Annotated in this window: 11 protein-coding genes; 5 read left to right on the plus strand and 6 right to left on the minus strand. The window is 64.2% G+C overall.

Annotated features, from left to right (window positions below):
• Positions 1-13 precede the first annotated feature (13 nt).
• The 4 genes from AWB65_RS00555 to apbC form a co-directional block, all read right to left on the minus strand.
• Entirely contained in the window at positions 14-2302 is a 2289-nt protein-coding gene (locus tag AWB65_RS00555; protein WP_087665290.1) for an arginine/lysine/ornithine decarboxylase, read from the minus strand.
• A 110-nt stretch (positions 2303-2412) separates the two neighbouring features.
• A complete protein-coding gene (gene dcd / locus AWB65_RS00560) occupies positions 2413-2982 on the minus strand; it encodes a dCTP deaminase (protein ID WP_087665291.1) in 570 nt (189 codons plus the stop codon).
• A 163-nt stretch (positions 2983-3145) separates the two neighbouring features.
• Positions 3146-3679: a superoxide dismutase family protein gene (locus tag AWB65_RS00565; protein WP_087665674.1), complete on the minus strand. Its 534-nt coding sequence runs from the start codon at positions 3677-3679 to the stop codon at positions 3146-3148.
• Positions 3680-3789: 110 nt separating this feature from the next.
• Complete coding sequence (apbC, locus tag AWB65_RS00570; protein ID WP_087665292.1) at positions 3790-4878, minus strand: iron-sulfur cluster carrier protein ApbC; 1089 nt, start codon at positions 4876-4878, stop codon at positions 3790-3792.
• 264 nt (positions 4879-5142) lie between these two features.
• Between apbC and AWB65_RS00575 the strand changes: the two genes are divergently transcribed.
• Complete coding sequence (locus AWB65_RS00575) at positions 5143-5799, plus strand: YiaD family glycine zipper/OmpA-like lipoprotein (protein ID WP_087665293.1); 657 nt, start codon at positions 5143-5145, stop codon at positions 5797-5799.
• A 324-nt stretch (positions 5800-6123) separates the two neighbouring features.
• Complete coding sequence (gene metG / locus AWB65_RS00580; protein WP_087665294.1) at positions 6124-8262, plus strand: methionine--tRNA ligase; 2139 nt, start codon at positions 6124-6126, stop codon at positions 8260-8262.
• Between the two features lie 77 nt (positions 8263-8339).
• On the opposite strand, the gene AWB65_RS00585 is transcribed toward metG, so the two are convergent.
• Both AWB65_RS00585 and AWB65_RS00590 read right to left on the minus strand, forming a co-directional pair.
• Positions 8340-12377, minus strand: a complete 4038-nt coding sequence (locus AWB65_RS00585) for a translocation/assembly module TamB domain-containing protein (RefSeq protein ID WP_087665295.1) — start codon at positions 12375-12377, stop codon at positions 8340-8342.
• A 46-nt stretch (positions 12378-12423) separates the two neighbouring features.
• Positions 12424-14205: an autotransporter assembly complex protein TamA gene (locus AWB65_RS00590; RefSeq protein ID WP_087665296.1), complete on the minus strand. Its 1782-nt coding sequence runs from the start codon at positions 14203-14205 to the stop codon at positions 12424-12426.
• Positions 14206-14668: 463 nt separating this feature from the next.
• Between AWB65_RS00590 and AWB65_RS00595 the strand changes: the two genes are divergently transcribed.
• The 3 genes from AWB65_RS00595 to panC all read left to right on the plus strand — a co-directional run bounded on the left by AWB65_RS00595 (position 14669) and on the right by panC (position 16687).
• Positions 14669-14857 (plus strand): DUF3460 family protein, encoded by a 189-nt coding sequence (locus AWB65_RS00595; protein WP_181505519.1) that lies wholly within the window; start codon positions 14669-14671, stop codon positions 14855-14857.
• Between the two features lie 2 nt (positions 14858-14859).
• Positions 14860-15756, plus strand: a complete 897-nt coding sequence (locus tag AWB65_RS00600) for a segregation and condensation protein A (protein ID WP_087665297.1) — start codon at positions 14860-14862, stop codon at positions 15754-15756.
• Positions 15757-15853: 97 nt separating this feature from the next.
• The gene (gene panC, locus AWB65_RS00605; RefSeq protein ID WP_087665298.1) at positions 15854-16687 is read left to right on the plus strand and encodes a pantoate--beta-alanine ligase; all 834 of its coding nucleotides are present in this window, start codon (positions 15854-15856) and stop codon (positions 16685-16687) included.
• The last annotated feature ends 5 nt before the right edge of the window (positions 16688-16692 follow it).

A 16692-nucleotide genomic window follows, 5' to 3' on the forward strand; every position in this document is an offset into this window, starting at 1 on the left:
GAAGCGGGAAAAATCAATTCCGAACGCAATCCACAAAATACTCGATGCGCCCGTTGATCATCTCCCCGACGAGTCCGTGGATATCCGTATGGAATCCCGGGAAGCGCTCATTGAACTCCCGCGCGAACCGCAGATAATCCACGATCGTCCGATTGAAACGCTCTCCCGGAATCAGCAGCGGAATGCCCGGCGGATACGGCGTCAGCAAGATACTCGTGACGCGCCCTTCGAGTTCATCGATAGGCACCCGGTCGATCTCCCGGTGCGCCAGCTTCGCGAACGCCTCCGACGGCTTCATCGCCGGCTCCATGCTCGACAGATACATCTCCGTCGTCAGTCGGGCGATGTTATTCGCGCGATAGACGCTGTGAATCTGCTCGCACAAGTCACGCAGCCCGATCCGCTCATAAGACGGATGCTGCGCAATGAACTCCGGCAGCACGCGCCACAGCGGCTGATTGTTGTCGTAATCGTCCTTGAATTGCTGGAGTTCGGTGACCATCGAGTTCCAGCGGCCCTTCGTGATGCCGATCGTAAACATGATGAAGAACGAGTAAAGCCCCGTCTTCTCCACGATGATCCCGTGCTCCGCCAGATACTTCGTCACGATCGCGGCCGGGATGCCTGTCTCGCCGAACTCACCGTCCACGTCGAGCCCCGGCGTGATGATCGTCGCCTTGATCGGGTCGAGCATGTTGAAGCCTTCCGCGAGCGGCCCGAAGCCGTGCCAGCGGTCGTTCGGCTTCAGAATCCACTCCTCGCGGTCGCCGATGCCCTCTTCCGCCAGCGCCTCCGGTCCCCAGACCTTGAAGAACCAGTCGTCGCCGTATTCGGCATCGACCTTGCGCATCGCGCGCCGGAAATCGAGCGCTTCCGCGATCGATTCTTCCACCAGCGCCGTGCCGCCCGGCGGCTCCATCATCGCGGCAGCCACATCGCACGACGCGATGATCGCGTACTGCGGGCTCGTCGACGTATGCATCAGGTACGCCTCGTTGAAACGATGGCGGTCGAACGTGCTGTTCTCGCTGTCCTGCACGAGAATCTGCGACGCCTGCGAGATGCCCGCGAGCAGCTTGTGCGTCGAGTGCGTCGCGAACACGAGCGCGCCGGTGCGCGGCCGCCCCGCGCCGATCGCATGCATGTCCTGATAGAACGAGTGGAACTCGGCGTGCGGCAGCCACGCTTCGTCGAAATGCAACGTGTCGAGCAGGTCGCCGAGCAGGTCCTTGATCATCTCGACGTTGTAGACCACGCCGTCATAGGTGCTCTGCGTGATCGTCAGAATGCGCGGCTTGACCTTCGGATTCTTCGCAAGCGCCTCGCGCGCGAACGGATTCGCCTCGATCTTCTTGCGAATGTTCTCAGGCTTGAACTCGTCGCGCGGAATCGGGCCGATGAGGCCGAAGTGATTGCGCGTCGGCGTGAGGAACACGGGGATCGCGCCCGTCATCGTGATCGCGTGCAGGATCGACTTGTGGCAGTTGCGGTCGACCAGCACGATGTCGCCCGGCGCCACGGTCGCGTGCCAGACGATCTTGTTCGACGTCGACGTCCCGTTCGTCACGAAAAACAGGTGATCCGCGCTGAAAATGCGCGCCGCGTTGCGCTCCGATGCCGCGACCGGCCCGGTGTGATCGAGCAACTGGCCGAGTTCATCGACGGCGTTGCAGACGTCCGCGCGCAGCATGTTCTCGCCGAAAAACTGGTGAAACATCTGCCCGAGCGGATTCTTCAGGAACGCGACGCCGCCCGAATGCCCCGGGCAGTGCCACGAATACGAGCCTTCCTCGGCGTATTGCACGAGTTCCTTGAAGAACGGCGGCGCGAGCGAATCGAGATAAACCTTCGCCTCGCGGATGATGTGGCGCGCGACGAACTCCGGCGTGTCCTCGAACATGTGGATGAACCCGTGCAGTTCGCGCAGGATGTCGTTCGGCAAGTGACGCGAGGTGCGCGTCTCGCCGTAGAGGAAAATCGGGATGTCGGCATTGCGGCGCCGCACGGCTGTGACAAAAGCGCGCAGCGCGACGATCGCGGCCGCGAGTTCCGGCGTGTCACCCTCGGCAACCACGACGTTCTCGGCGTAAGGCAGCAGTTCGTCGTCGTCGATCGACAGGATGAAGCACGACGCGCGGCTCGACTGCTGCGCGAACGACGTCAGGTCGCCGTAGCTCGTCAGGCCGAGCACTTCGGCGCCCTCGCGCTCGATCGCCTCGGCGAGCGCGCGGATTCCGGAACCCGAGATGTTCTCGGAGCGAAAGTCTTCGTCGATGATGACGACGGGAAAACGAAACTTCATTGGGCGATTCTCCAAATGGAACGACCGCTGGCCGGGCTTTCTACGCCCGTTTCCAGCGGTCTTTCATCAACCGGTGCCGGTTGCATTGCTGTTTCAGCGCGTTCGATGCGTCAGGTCTTCGGCAGCGTCACGCCGTGCTGCCCCTGATACTTGCCGCCGCGATCCGCGTACGACGTCTCGCAGATCTCGTCGCTTTCGAAGAACAACACCTGCGCCACGCCTTCGTTCGCGTAGATCTTGGCAGGCAAAGGTGTCGTATTCGAGAATTCGAGCGTCACGTAGCCTTCCCATTCCGGCTCGAACGGCGTCACGTTCACGATGATGCCGCAGCGCGCATACGTCGATTTGCCGAGACACACGGTCAGACACGAGCGCGGGATGCGGAAATATTCGACCGTGCGGGCAAGCGCGAACGAATTCGGCGGAATGATGCAGACGTCGCCCTTGAAGTCGACGAACGATTTCTCGTCGAAATTCTTCGGGTCGACGATCGTCGAATTGATGTTCGTGAAAATCTTGAATTCGTCGGCGACGCGGATGTCGTAGCCGTAGCTCGACGTGCCGTACGACACGATCTTGCGGCCATCCTCGGTCACGCGCACCTGATCGCGCACGAACGGGTCGATCATCTTGTGCTCTTCGGCCATGCGCCGAATCCACTTATCGGACTTGATGCTCATAGGGACTCATTTGGGTCGACGCCCTTGGGTGAACGGCTCGGGCCGTGCTTGAATCGGGCATGGCCGGGAACCGGGAGGCGCCAGCCAAACGAAAGGGCGTATTTTACTTGAATGATGTGACGGCTCGCGTCTCGCCAATGAGCCGCCGAAGCAATGCCGAATGCTACTGCCGGATCACGCCGCACGCGAGCGCGGGGCCGGCGCTGTGCGGCGCCATCGCGTAGGGGTCGGAGGCGTCGCGATGAAGCAGGATCGCACGGGAGAGGACCGAGCGCACGCCGTCGAGCGACACGTCCGGCGCGACGATGAAACCGGTCGCCGTGCCGTTCGCGTCGGCGCGGATGTTGGCGAGATCGCCTTCGACGCGCGAACTCGACTTCTTGCGATCCCCGGCCGTCGCGAAGACCGGGCCGGCGTCCGGCTGATTGATCACGATGCAGTCGCCGCGCTCGTGCACCTGCAGCGCGTGTTCGCTGTTCGGCGGCATGCCCGAGATGCTGTAAGAAACCTGCACGCCATCCGAGCGTTCGATGAGCGTGACGCTGCCGCGCGTCGCGTTGCCGGGCGTGGGCAGGAGCGTGGCGTCGGCGCGCTTTTCGTGGTTCTGGAAGATGATGCCGCAGCCGCTCATGAGGAGCGTGGCGGCGGCCATCGCGATCAGGGTGGACAGCGTCCGCCCGTCGAATCTGTGTCTCATGCGATCCTCTTGGCGGCCGCGCACGCCCCATGCATGCGCGCTGCCGCACCAATCGAAGGCGACATGATACCGCGAGCCGCGCCACACAAGGCTCCCGCTGGAGGGACGCTTCAGGTGTTCTGCACGACGATGCTCGGGAACTTCGAAGTCATGTCGCGCTGGCGTTCCGCGATGCCGATCGCGACCTTGCGCGCAATCGCGCGATAGGTCTCCGCGATGCGGCTTTCCGGGTCCGATACGACCGTCGGAGCGCCGGAATCGGTGCGTTCGCGGATCGCGATGTCGAGCGGCAACTGCCCGAGGATCTCGACGCCGTATTCCTTCGCCATGCGCTCGCCGCCGCCCGCACCGAAGATATGCTCTTCGTGGCCGCAATTCGAGCAGATGTGCGTGCTCATGTTCTCGACGATGCCGAGAATCGGAATGCCGACCTTCTCGAACATCTTGAGGCCCTTCTTCGCGTCGAGCAGCGCGATGTCCTGCGGCGTCGTGACGATCACAGCGCCCGTCACCGGCACTTTCTGCGAGAGCGTCAACTGGATGTCGCCCGTGCCCGGCGGCATGTCGACGACGAGGTAATCGAGGTCCCGCCAGTTGGTCTGCCGCAGCAGTTGTTCCAGGGCGGACGTGACCATCGGGCCGCGCCAGATCATCGGGTTGTCCTGCTCGATCAGAAAGCCGATCGAATTGGCCTGGATGCCGTGGCCCGTCAGCGGGTTCATCGACTGGTTGTCGGGCGATTCCGGGCGGCCGGTGATGCCGAGCATCATCGGCAATGACGGGCCGTAGATGTCGGCGTCGAGCATGCCGACCGACGCGCCTTCCGCCGCGAGCGCGAGCGCGAGATTCGCGGCCGTCGTGCTCTTGCCGACGCCGCCCTTGCCCGATGCCACCGCAATGATGTTCTTCACGTTCGGCAGCAGTTTCACGCCGCGCTGGACCGCATGCGCGACCACCTGCGACGACACCGCCACCTCAACTTGTTCGACGCCCGCGACCTGCCGCAGCGCGTCGGCCACGAGCGCGCGGACGGTTTCGAACTGCGACTTCGCCGGGTAGCCGAGCACGACGCCCACGCTGACTTTCGCGCCGTCGATCACGACGTTTCTGAAGCTTTTGGCATCCGCGAACTTGCGATTGGTATTCGGATCGATCAAGGTAGCGAGTGCGGTGTCGATCCGGGCGCGGTCAATACTCATCGAAACTCCAGGGAACGGTGGTTGCTTGGCGCGATGCGGCCGCGCGCGACAACGTGAGAAATTGAAAGGAATTGTTAAGTGCGGTTGCGCAGGTCACGCTCGCATTGCACTATCCGTCGCGGCAGGTTTCAGGGACGTATCGCCTGGTCCCGCGCGGGCGACCAACCTCATTGTAGTGTCTGCAGCGCGGGACCGCCGGAAGACCCTTTGCGCATCACTCGAAGGCTCGGCCGGACCGATTGTTGATTACAGGAGAAATTGAAAATGAACGCAAAATTGTTGACCCGTCTGTCCGTTTTCGCCGTGGCAGGCGCGCTCGTCGCGGGTTGCGCCTCGCAGCAAGGCACCGACACGGCGGTCGGCACGGGCGTCGGCGCGGCGACGGGCGCGGGCCTCGGCGCGATCTTCGGCGGCGGCAAGGGCGCGGCGATCGGCGCGGGCGTCGGCGCGGCGGTGGGCGGCATCACGGGTTACAACTGGGGTGCCATCAAGGGCAAGCTGTCGAGTTCGACGGCTGGCACGGGCACGCAGGTCACCGAGCAGCAGGACGGCTCGCTCAAGGTCAACATCCCGAATTCGATCTCGTTCGACACGAACAGCTACGCGATCAAGCCGACCTTCGCGCCGGTGCTGAACGAAGTGTCGTCGACGCTGACGCAGCATCCGGAACTGGTGGCATCGGTCGTCGGCCATACGGACAACACCGGCCAGCCGGCTTACAACCAGACGCTGTCGCAGAACCGCGCGCAGAGCGTGGCGACGTATCTGGCGGGTCATGGCGTGGCGGCGCAGCGTCTGTCGGCGCAGGGCATGGGCCAGAACCAGCCGATCGCGGACAACGCGACCGAAGCGGGCCGCGCGCAGAATCGTCGCGTGGAAATCTACCTGCGCGCGACGGCGCAGCCGGGTCAAATTCAGTAAGCGCTTGATCTGACAGGAGAAACGACGGGCGACCAGGGCACCGCGCGGGCCGGGTTCATCGGATTGAAAAAAATTTGAAACTTGGCCGCGCGCCGATTGTCTGTCTTTATGGTGGGTGGCTGGCGATGCCGCCACCGACCATTCTCCTCTTGTCGTTGTTGCTCCGGGGCCGATTAAGCCCCGGTTTTTTTTGGGGCGGTCGGTCTTATCAGACTTCCCTTTTTGCCCCCGCCCCGCCCTCCCCGTCCAAACCCCCACCCCTGCTAGAATCGAGATTCCGTTTTTCACGCAATCACGCAACTCAACCCGCAGGCCCGCGCTTCCATGTCAGCACCGATCTCCGCCACCGCATCCGCCGCGGCCCCGGCTCAAGCCGGCCGTCGCCAGATTCTCGTCACGTCCGCGCTTCCCTATGCGAACGGCCAGATTCACATCGGCCACATGGTCGAATACATCCAGACGGACATCTGGGTGCGGGCGCTGCGAATGCACGGTCACGAGGTCTACTACGTCGGCGCCGACGATACTCACGGCACGCCGGTCATGCTGCGCGCCGAGAAGGAAGGCATCACGCCGAAAGCGCTGATCGACCGCGTCTGGACGGAACACAAGCGCGATTTCGACAGCTTCGGCATCTCCTTCGACAACTACTATTCGACCGATGCCGAGGAAAACCGCATCCTCTGCGAGAAGATCTACGGCTCGCTGAAGGAAGCCGGCTTCATCGACGCGCGCGACATCGAGCAGGCCTACGACCCCGTCAAGGAGATGTTCCTGCCGGACCGCTTCATCAAGGGCGAGTGCCCGAAGTGCGGCGCGAAGGACCAGTACGGCGACAACTGCGAAGTCTGCGGCTCGACCTACCTGCCGACGGAACTCATCAACCCGTACTCGGTGGTCTCGGGCGCCACGCCGATCAAGAAGACCTCGACGCATTACTTCTTCCGCCTCTCCGATCCGCGCTGCGAAGACTTCCTGCGCACGTGGGTGAGCGGCCTCGCGCAGCCGGAAGCGACCAACAAGATGCGCGAATGGCTCGGCGACAAGGGCGACGCGAAACTCGCAGACTGGGACATTTCGCGCGACGCGCCGTACTTCGGCTTCGAGATTCCGGGCGCGCCGGGCAAGTATTTCTACGTCTGGGTGGATGCGCCGGTCGGCTATTACGCGAGCTTCAAGAAGCTGGCCGACGAGCGCGGCATCGATTTCGACGCCTGGGTCGCCCCCGATTCGAAAGCCGAGCAGTATCACTTCATCGGCAAGGACATCCTGTACTTCCACACGCTTTTCTGGCCCGCGATGCTGCAGTTCTCCGGCCATCGCACGCCGACGAACGTGTTCGCGCACGGCTTTCTGACGGTCGATGGCGCGAAGATGTCGAAGTCGCGCGGCACGTTCATCACGGCGCAGAGCGTGATCGATACGGGCATCAACCCGGAGTGGCTGCGCTACTACTTCGCGGCGAAGCTGAACAACACGATGGAAGACATCGACCTCAACCTCGAGGACTTCCAGGCGCGCGTGAACAGCGATCTCGTCGGCAAGTACGTAAATATCGCGAGCCGCGCGGCGGGCTTCCTGATCAAGCGTTTCGACGGCCGCGTGCAGGACAGCGCGATGCATCATCCGCTCGTCACGCAGTTGCGCACGGCGATGCCGAATCTCGCGGCGCTCTTTGAATCGCGCGAATACGGCCGGGCGCTGCGCACGACGATGGAACTCGCCGACGCCGTCAATCATTACGTTGACGCCGCCAAGCCGTGGGATCAGGCGAAAGACCCGGCGAATTCCGTCGCGCTGCATGAGACGTGCAGCGTGAGTCTGGAGGCGTTTCGTCTCTTGTCGCTGGCGTTGAAGCCGGTGCTGCCGAAGCTGATCGAGTCGGTCGAGGCGTTCCTCGGCATCGCGCCGCTCGTCTGGGCCGATGCCGCGAAGCCGCTGAGTTCCGAGCAGCCTATCAACGCGTACAAGCACCTGACCACGCGCGTCGATCCGCTGCAAATCCAGGCGTTGCTCGCCGCGAACCGCGAGTCGCTGCAGCCGGGGCAGGAAGGCGCGGCGGCGGCTTCATCGGCTGCACAGGCGACGAAGAAAGCAAAGTCAAAAGAACCGGAAGCCGAAGGCGTCATTGCCATCGACGATTTCGCGAAAATCGACCTGCGGATCGCGAAGATCGTCGATTGCAAGGCGGTCGAAGGGTCGGACAAGCTGCTGCAACTGACGCTCGACGTCGGCGAGGACAACACGCGCAATGTGTTCTCCGGGATCAAGGCCGCGTATCAGCCGCAGGATCTGATCGGCAAGCTGACCGTGATGGTCGCGAACCTTGCGCCGCGCAAGATGAAGTTCGGGTTGTCGGAGGGGATGGTGCTGGCGGCTTCGGCGGCGGATGAGAAGGCCGAGCCGGGGCTTTATATCCTCGAACCACACAGCGGCGCGAAGCCGGGGATGCGGGTGAAGTAATACCTGCGCATCGCGCAAAAACGAAGGGCACGCCTAAGAAACGCGTGCCCTTTTTTATTCCGGCGGCGCAACGCCCCTCAAGGCCCACCCCTCCGCGCCCAGGAATCAAACCGCCGCGTATAAGACAAATCCAGCCCCTGGAACGTCCCGCCATACGCCGTCACCGACCAGAATCGCGACAGTGCCAGCGTCGCCTTCACCGCGTTGCTCGCCGACTGCAAGCCCTGCTCATAGCCGATCACGAGCCGCTCGTTGATCGCCTTCGAAATCATCACGACTTGCGGATCGGTCAGCCCGACCTCGCTCGTGCCGATCGAGAACTCGTCGAGCCCGAAAGTCTGCGCGATCCGCTTGCCGCTCGCGCTGCCGAGCAAGGCGAGCGCGTTGGTCATCGCGCTTTGCTGGCCGATGTTGTTGCCCTGGTCGGTGCCGTGCCCGAACAGCAGCCACGACAGCTTTTCGTTATCCGGCACGTTCGGCTCGGACACGAGCTTCGCGGTCGGCGACTGCACCGTCCCCGTCACCTGCACGCCCGCCTCGATTTCCTGATTGCGCCGCATCGCGAGGATATTGATACCGGGATTCGCCACCGGCCCGTTGAACGTGAAGAAACCATTCTCGATATTGAGCTTCCGCCCGAACGCCGTGTACGTGGAGCCCGGCGTCACACGGACGTTGCCGATCGCCCGCAGCGGCATGTTCGGCGCGCTCATCGCGGTGATCGTGCCCGCGAGGCCGAGGTCCGCGCCCGCGCCGCGAAAGCGGAATTTCTGCCCCAGGTCGATGTCGATATTGGCGCGCGGCGCAAACGTCACCGGCCGGTCGCTGGCCGCGACCACCTTCTGGTCGCGGCCCTCGCCCTTCACGGTGCCGTCGGGCCGCACGATCACGACGTCGTCGCCGAGGCTCGGCGCAGACTTTTCCGGCAAGTCAAAGAGCGCATGATCGACCTTGAACTTGCCATCGATCTTCATGCCGCCCAGCACGCCGCCGTTCGCAATGCTCGCGCTGCCCGACAACGAAAGCTGCCGGTCCGGCGACGCAAACAGCTCCAGCTTGTCGGCGATGACACTCGCCGTCAGGTCCGGCTCGTTCTGGTCGAGCCGCACCTTGCCGGTCGCGCGCAGCGTGCCGCTCGCGCCGTGGAACTCGACCTGCTGCAAATCGACGAGATTCTCGGAAAGCGCGATACGAATCACGCCGTCCTTCAACTGCACGCCCTGCCCGACGAGCGTCGCCGACAGTTCATCGCCCGTCAGCATGCCGGACAGGTTCGGTTTCGCGACGATGCCCGCGATCGTCAGCTTGAGCGCCATGCGACCGCCCAGCAGATAGCTCGGGCCGAGGAGACCGCCCGTGGTGCGCAACTGCGGAATGTTCGCGTCGATCGCGCCGGTGAGCGGCGATTCGTCGGCGACCGTGAGGAGGCCGTCGCGCACGACGAGCGGCGTGTGCACGTTCGCGTCGATCGTGCCGATGCGGTTCGCCTGCGCGTGGAACGTCGCGTTCAGGCGATTGCCGTTGGTGAAATCGGCGCGCGCGGAAATATCGGAGATACCGAGCGCCGCCACGCCGCGCGCCGCGTCGATCGAGACGTCGCCGCTGCGGCGCTTGATCTCGGCGTAGCCGGTCGCGGTCGTGCCGAGCGTGAAGTTCCAGTCGCCGTCGAAGACGAGGTCGGTTTTGACCGGCGGCTCGGCGCCCGTCAGTTCCTGCCGGATTTCGAAAAGCCGCAGCACGGAAAGATTGCGCAGCGTGCCAGCCGACTGGATGCGCCCGCCTTCGAGCGCGAACGACTTGAGCTCCAGCACGGCGCCTTCCGCTGACAGCCGCGTCGCGCCGAGCACGACGCGGTTCGGCGCGTAACTCACCGACAGCGGCGACTCCATATTCACCGACGGCGTGCCCTTGTTGGAGAGCCGCGTGATCGTGCCGTCCCAGTGCGGGCCGTCGCGGGCGTCGGTAAGCTTGCCGTTCGCCGCGAGCGTCAGGTTGACCGCCTCGCCGCGCACCTTGCCAGTGGCGCTGGCGTCAAGCGTGTGGCGCGCGCGTGTGCCGGTGAGGTTGGCGTCGAGTGTCGCGAGTTCGACGCCTTCGGTGCTCAAATCGCGCGCCTTCGTCGTGAAGACGAGTGCGCCGTTCGCGCCATCGCGCAGTTCCGCGCGGCCTTCCGCGTGGCCGAGGCGGTTCGCGCCGAACACGACGCCATCGGCCTGATAGTTCGCGGCGACGTTCGGATGCGCGAACGAGCCGGTCAGGTCGCCGTCGGCCTTGACGATCCCAGCAAGGCCGAAGCCGAGCCTTTCCAGCGCGGGTGCATCGACGCGAAACCGCAGCCGGTCGCTGGGCGCGCCGAAGCTGCCGTTCAGGTCGACGTCGTTGCCCGCCACCGATAGATGCGCCTTGCTCGGCAAAATCCGCGTGCCCGCGACTTGCACGGTGCCTTCGCCGGTGAGCGGCAGATTGTCGTAGACACTTTCGCCGAGCTTGAACTGCGCCTTCGTGGTCAGAGTAGGCGCGAGCACACCGTTCGCGGCGAGCGTGCCGTTCACGCGCGCTTCGATCACGCGCGCGGGCGGCGCCTTTTTCCCTTTGCCACCCTTCACCGGCGCGGCGGCTTTCGGCGGCACGAGCAGCAGCGGATTGAACTCGACGAGCTTCGCCTTCACGTCGTAGCTCGAATTGACGTCCTTCTTCAGCGCGCCGCTCAGTTCGATGCGGCCCTTGCCTACCGAGAGCTTCACGCCTTCGAACGCCGTCTGCTTGGCGTCGAGCTTGACCTTGCCCTGCGCGCGGATCGCGGCTTTCGGGTCGTTCAGGTCGAGCGTGATCGTCTGCGTATCGCCGGCGAGCGTGACGCCGATCGGTCCCCCGAACTGCGTCGGCAGGAGGCTCGACTGGATCGCGTGCAGATCGAGTTTCGCGACTTTAAGGTCGAACTGGCCGCGATTGCCCTTGAGCGACCCGCCACCCGTCACGGTTGCGTCCTTGACGAGCCGCACGTTCAGGTCGCTGATGGTTTGCGCCGACGCGTCCAGACGCACGTTCGCGCGGGCGTCGATGAGCGGGAGGAGCTGCTGGTCGATGGAACCCGGCTTTGCGTTCACGATCGACACCGGCCCGGTCACGACGAACGCGCCCGGCTCGGCCGGCTCGGCGGGCTTCACTTCGGCACGCACCGCGAGATCCGCGAACGGCGCGCTCGGGCTGAACGCCTGCGGATTGACGTGATCGACGGTGACGAGCGCGCTTTTCAGCGGCACGTCGCCGAACGGAAGCGCCTCGACGTGCGCGCGGCCGTTCAGCTTCATGCCGCTCGCCTGCACGTCGGCGACGAGGTTTTCCAGCGATCCCGTCAAATGCGCGCCGACCTGCACCGCCTCGCCGCTTACCTTGCCTAAGTACGTCGCGTCGCCCGTCAGCGGGAACGGCCGCGCGCCGCCATCCATATTCACCGATGCCGTCACCGCGCCGAACGGCGTGTCGAGACGCTGGACGCTCGCTTCGTGATGCCGGCCGTCGCTGTGTCCGTTGAACAGCAGGCGCGAGAGTTCGGTCGTCGTCGTGCCCTGGTGCAGGCGCAGCTTCGCGACACTCACGTCGCGGATCGCGAGCTGGATGGGCAGGCGCAGGTCCTTCGGCAGCTCCGTCTTCGTGGTGTCCTTCGGCGAGGGCGCGATCCGCGCGTCGATCGTCCCGAAATGCAGATAGTCGATCGTGAAGCGCCACGGCTCGCGCGTGAGCTCCCAGCGGCCGGAAACGCTGTCGACGGCGATATCGGTGCCTTTGCCGTCGAGGCTCTTCCAGTGGACATTGCGCAGGCGCACCCCGGTAGCGACCGCGCCGCCGTCGAGCGTGCCGGTGAGACGGCCGCCGAGCAGCGACGTCGCCGCCTGCCAGACGTAGTGCGTGCCGCGCTCGCTCATCAGCGCGTAAAAGATCAGCCCGACGCCGAGTGCAAGACACAGCACGAGCGCGAGCACGATCCCGCCGAGCCATTTCGCGAACCGCCGCCAGCCGCCGCGACGGCGCGGAGGCTTGTCGTCAGGCGCGCCGCGCTCGCCGTCGTGGGCGGCGGGTTCGTCTGCGTTCGCGGGGACTGTCGGTTCGGTCATGCGTCGTGGGTCGTCAAAAAAGCCGCGTAAAAATCCGTGTAAATAATCAGAAAGCGATGCCGAGCGTCAGATACGGCTTGATGCTCTTGTTCTTGAAGCCATAGGCCAGATCGACATTGACCGGCCCGACGGGACTGCGCCAGCGCACGCCCAAACCCGCGCCCGGCTGGAATACGCGCTCGCCCCAGGTATCTGTGGCAGTGCCGATGTCGAAGAACGCCGCGCCGCCCCAGTCGTGCGTGAACCAGTGCTGATACTCGGAACTGCCGGTGACGAGGTACTTGGTCGGCAGAATCGACCCGTCGACGTCATTACCGATGCTCTGATAACTGTAGCCGCGCACCGAATTCGCGCCGCCCGCGCGGAACAGCAGCGATGCCGGAATTCCGTTGGTCGGGCCACTCGTGAACACGCCGCCGAACTCCGCTCGGAACACGAACAGGTCACTTTTTGTGATCGGCAGGTATTGCAGCAGGTTCGTGTAGAACCGGATGAACGTCTGCTCGGTCGCGACGCCCTTGACCGCGAAACCGGCCTCGGCGCGGATCAGGTTGCCGCTGCGCGGAAAGAGCGGATCGTCGACGTTGCGGCGAATCCATTGCCACGCGGGCACGAGCGCACGCGCATTCGACGGGTTCGGCGCGTTTTGCGTCAGGCGATCGTCGTAGAAGATCAGGGAGTACGTGGTGTCGATGTTCTGCGTCGAGCGCGAGCGCTGCACGCCGACGCGCGCACTGTAGATGCGCGTGTCCGACACGTTGGTGTTCGTGTACGACGCCAGCACGCTGTTGACCCAGCCGCGCGCGCCCGGCGGCATCGCGAGCGTCACCTGGCCGTATTGCTGGGTCTGGTCGAGGCGCCCGGAGATCGTGAACGGATACGCCTTGCCGAAGGTATCGAGATAGCTGTACGAACCCTGGATGTGCGGGCCGGTGTCCGTCGCGTAGCCGACGCCGTAGCGCACCGCGTTGTACGGATATTCGCTGACCTTCAGGTGAATCGGCGTGTTGTCGGGCTTGGCGACGTCGTTATCGGCGTCGATCGCGACGCTCGCGTAGTACGGCGTGTTCTGCAACTGGCGCTGTAATTCATTGACGCGCGCGATGTCGTAGATGTCGCCGGGGTGGATCGGATTCACGTTGTGGATGATCTCTTCCGGGTAGCGCCGCACGCCGCTTACGTCGAGATCGCCGAAGGTGAAGGTCGGGCCGCTGTCGAACGTCACCGACAAATCCGCGATGTGCGTGCGCGGATTCACCCGCGCCTGCGAGCGCGCGATTTTCGCGCCGAGGTAGCGGCGCGCCTGAAGCGCCTTCAACGCGGCGTTCTTGGCGTCGTTCCAGGCGTCCTGCGAGAACGGATCGCCCTCTTTCACCGAAAACGCGAAGCGCGCGGCGTTTTCCTGCTTGCGATCCTCGGTCGTCACGGCGCCCTTGAAAATGAGCGAAACCGACGCGACGGTAGTCTGCGGCCCCGGATCGACGCTCACGGTGACGGTTTTCTTGCCGTCGGTAACCGAGACGTCGGTCCGCACGACCGGCGTGAAATAGCCGTCGGTCGCGACGAGATCGCGCACTTCCTGCGGCGCGGCGGTCACGAGGAACTCGAATTGTTCTTCACTGACATCGTCGCGCTTCGCAAAACGCGCTAAATCGAGATGGTCCTTCAGCAGGGAACGCACGCTGCGCGGAGCGTCGATATCGACGGTGTACTTGGCGAGCGCCGGACGCGCGGAAGCCAGCAGCAGGAATGCCGCGCCCACGAGCGCGATTCGTCGGGCGAGCGGCGCGCGCGTCAAGCGTAAAGAGTCGAACAGGCGCCCCGCCAAACGTGACCTCCGGCATTGGAATTGTTGTTGAAGATGGTTCGATCCGCGGCATCGCGCTGCCCGCCGGCTCTCGACCGAGGCGGTTCGCGCCGCTTCGTCACACACTTCGATCCGGCACGAAAACCGCGCAGGCGCTATTTCACCACATCGATACGGCCCGCCGTCTCAAAATGGACGGCGAAGAGCGTGCCTCGGGGCGATCCGAAAACATCGGTGGAAAACCGGCTGCCCGCCTTGGACGGCTCGTGGCGCCTCGGGTTCCGGCTTTCTCACGCGCGCGGCGCACGAGCGCGCTTTTCCGAAGACTCCGATAGGCCGTTCGGCCAATCCGCGGAACAAGGCCGCCGATATCGAACCGCGCGCAGTCGCTTGCGGTAAAATTGCAACGAAAATGCGGCGGCAACGGCTGCCCGCAACGAGACGAAAGCTCCCTGATCCCAACGGACTCAACACCGGAAGTCGAATCATGTACCAGTCGGACATCACCCAGTTCATCAATCAGTTGAAAGCGCAGAAGCCGTCGCTGGAAGAAGAACAGCGCCGCGGCCGCGCGCTCCTGTGGGACAAGCAGCCGATCGACCTCGACGAACGCGCGAAGCAAAAAACCTCGCGCGTCGACCAGACGCCTTACGTCTACTACCAGAACTTCTGAGCGTGAGCGCCGCCCGCGAGGCGCTGCCGGCAACGGAAGCGCCTCCCCAGGACGCGAAGGAACGCCGCGCCGCCGCGCTCGCCACGCCAGCGACCGATTCGACGCCCGACACCATCGACGGCGTCGCTTTCGCGCATCTGTACGGCGAACCGCTCTGGAAGCTGCCGACGGATCTCTATATTCCGCCGGACGCGCTCGAAGTCTTCCTGGAGGCGTTCGAAGGGCCGCTCGACCTCCTGCTGTACCTGATTCGCAAGCAGAATTTCAACGTCCTCGACATTCCGATGGCGGACGTCACGAAGCAGTATCTCGGCTACGTCGACCAGATTCGCGAATCGAACCTGGAGCTCGCCGCCGAATATCTGCTGATGGCCGCGATGCTGATCGAGATCAAGTCGCGCATGCTGCTGCCGGTGAAGAAAGCCGATACCGGCGAGGAAGCAGAAGACCCGCGCGCCGAACTCGTGCGGCGTCTGCTCGAATATGAGCAGATGAAACTCGCCGCGCTGAGGCTCGACCAATTGCCGCAGCTCGGGCGCGACTTCCTGCGCGCGGAGGTCTACATCGAGCAATCGCCGACGCAGCGGTTTCCCGACGTCGACGTGATCGACCTGCGCGCCGCCTGGGCCGACGTCATCAAGCGCGCGAAGCTCGTGCAGCATCACAAGATTTCGCGCGAGGAACTCTCGGTGCGCGAGCATATGAGCGTGATCCTGCGGCGCTTGCAGAACGCGCGCTTCATGGAATTCTGCGAGCTCTTCGACACCGCGCGCGGCGTGCCGGTCGTCATCGTGAATTTCATCGCGATGCTCGAATTGTCGAGGGAATCGCTGATCGAGATCACCCAGGCCGAACCGTATGCGCCCATCTACGTGAGACTCGCGTATTCGCCCGCTTGAGGCGAGAATCCTTTTTTTCGCACCTTGGCCTCGGAGCAGCGTGATCAAGGCTGCCCGCCTAAAGAGCCAACTCTGGCCGACAGGAGACACCCGCTCGATGAAAGTCATCAGCTCGATCCATGAACTGCGCGACCAGTTGCGCGGACAAAACCGCACCGCCTTCGTGCCGACGATGGGCAACCTCCACGAAGGCCATCTCTCGCTGATGCGGCTTGCGCGCCAGCACGGCGATCCGGTCGTCGCGAGCATTTTCGTGAACCGGCTGCAGTTCGGCCCGAACGAAGATTTCGATAAATATCCGCGCACGCTGCAGGACGACATCGAAAAGCTGCAGAAGGAAAACGTCTACGTGCTCTTTGCGCCGACGGAGCAGGATCTGTATCCGCAGCCGCAGCAATATCGCGTGCATCCGCCGCACGATCTCGGCGACATCCTCGAAGGCGAGTTCCGGCCGGGGTTCTTCCAGGGCGTGTGCACGGTCGTGATGAAGCTGATGTCGTGCGTGCAGCCGCGCGTCGCCGTGTTCGGCAAGAAGGATTACCAGCAGTTGATGATCGTGCGGCAGATGTGTCACCAGTTCGCGCTGCCGACCGAGGTGATCGCCGCTGAAACCGTGCGCGACACCGACGGCCTCGCGCTCAGCTCGCGCAACCGCTTTCTCGCGGCCGCCGAGCGCGCCGAGGCGCCGGTGCTCGCCGCGACGCTCAATCGCGTGCGCGACGCGGTGCTCGCCGGCAACCGCGATTTCGCGGCGGTCGAGAAGCAGGCGATGGATGCGCTTGCCGAGCGCGGCTGGAATCCCGATTACATCGCCGTGCGCAAGCGCGTGGACCTGCTCCCGCCCGGCACCGCCGATACCGACGCGCCGCTCGTCGTGCTCGCCGCGGCCAAGCTCGGCACGACCCGCCTCATTGACAACCTCGAAATCTGAGCGAA

It is taken from the genome of Caballeronia humi (assembly GCF_001544475.1).
Lineage (GTDB): Bacteria > Pseudomonadota > Gammaproteobacteria > Burkholderiales > Burkholderiaceae > Caballeronia > Caballeronia humi.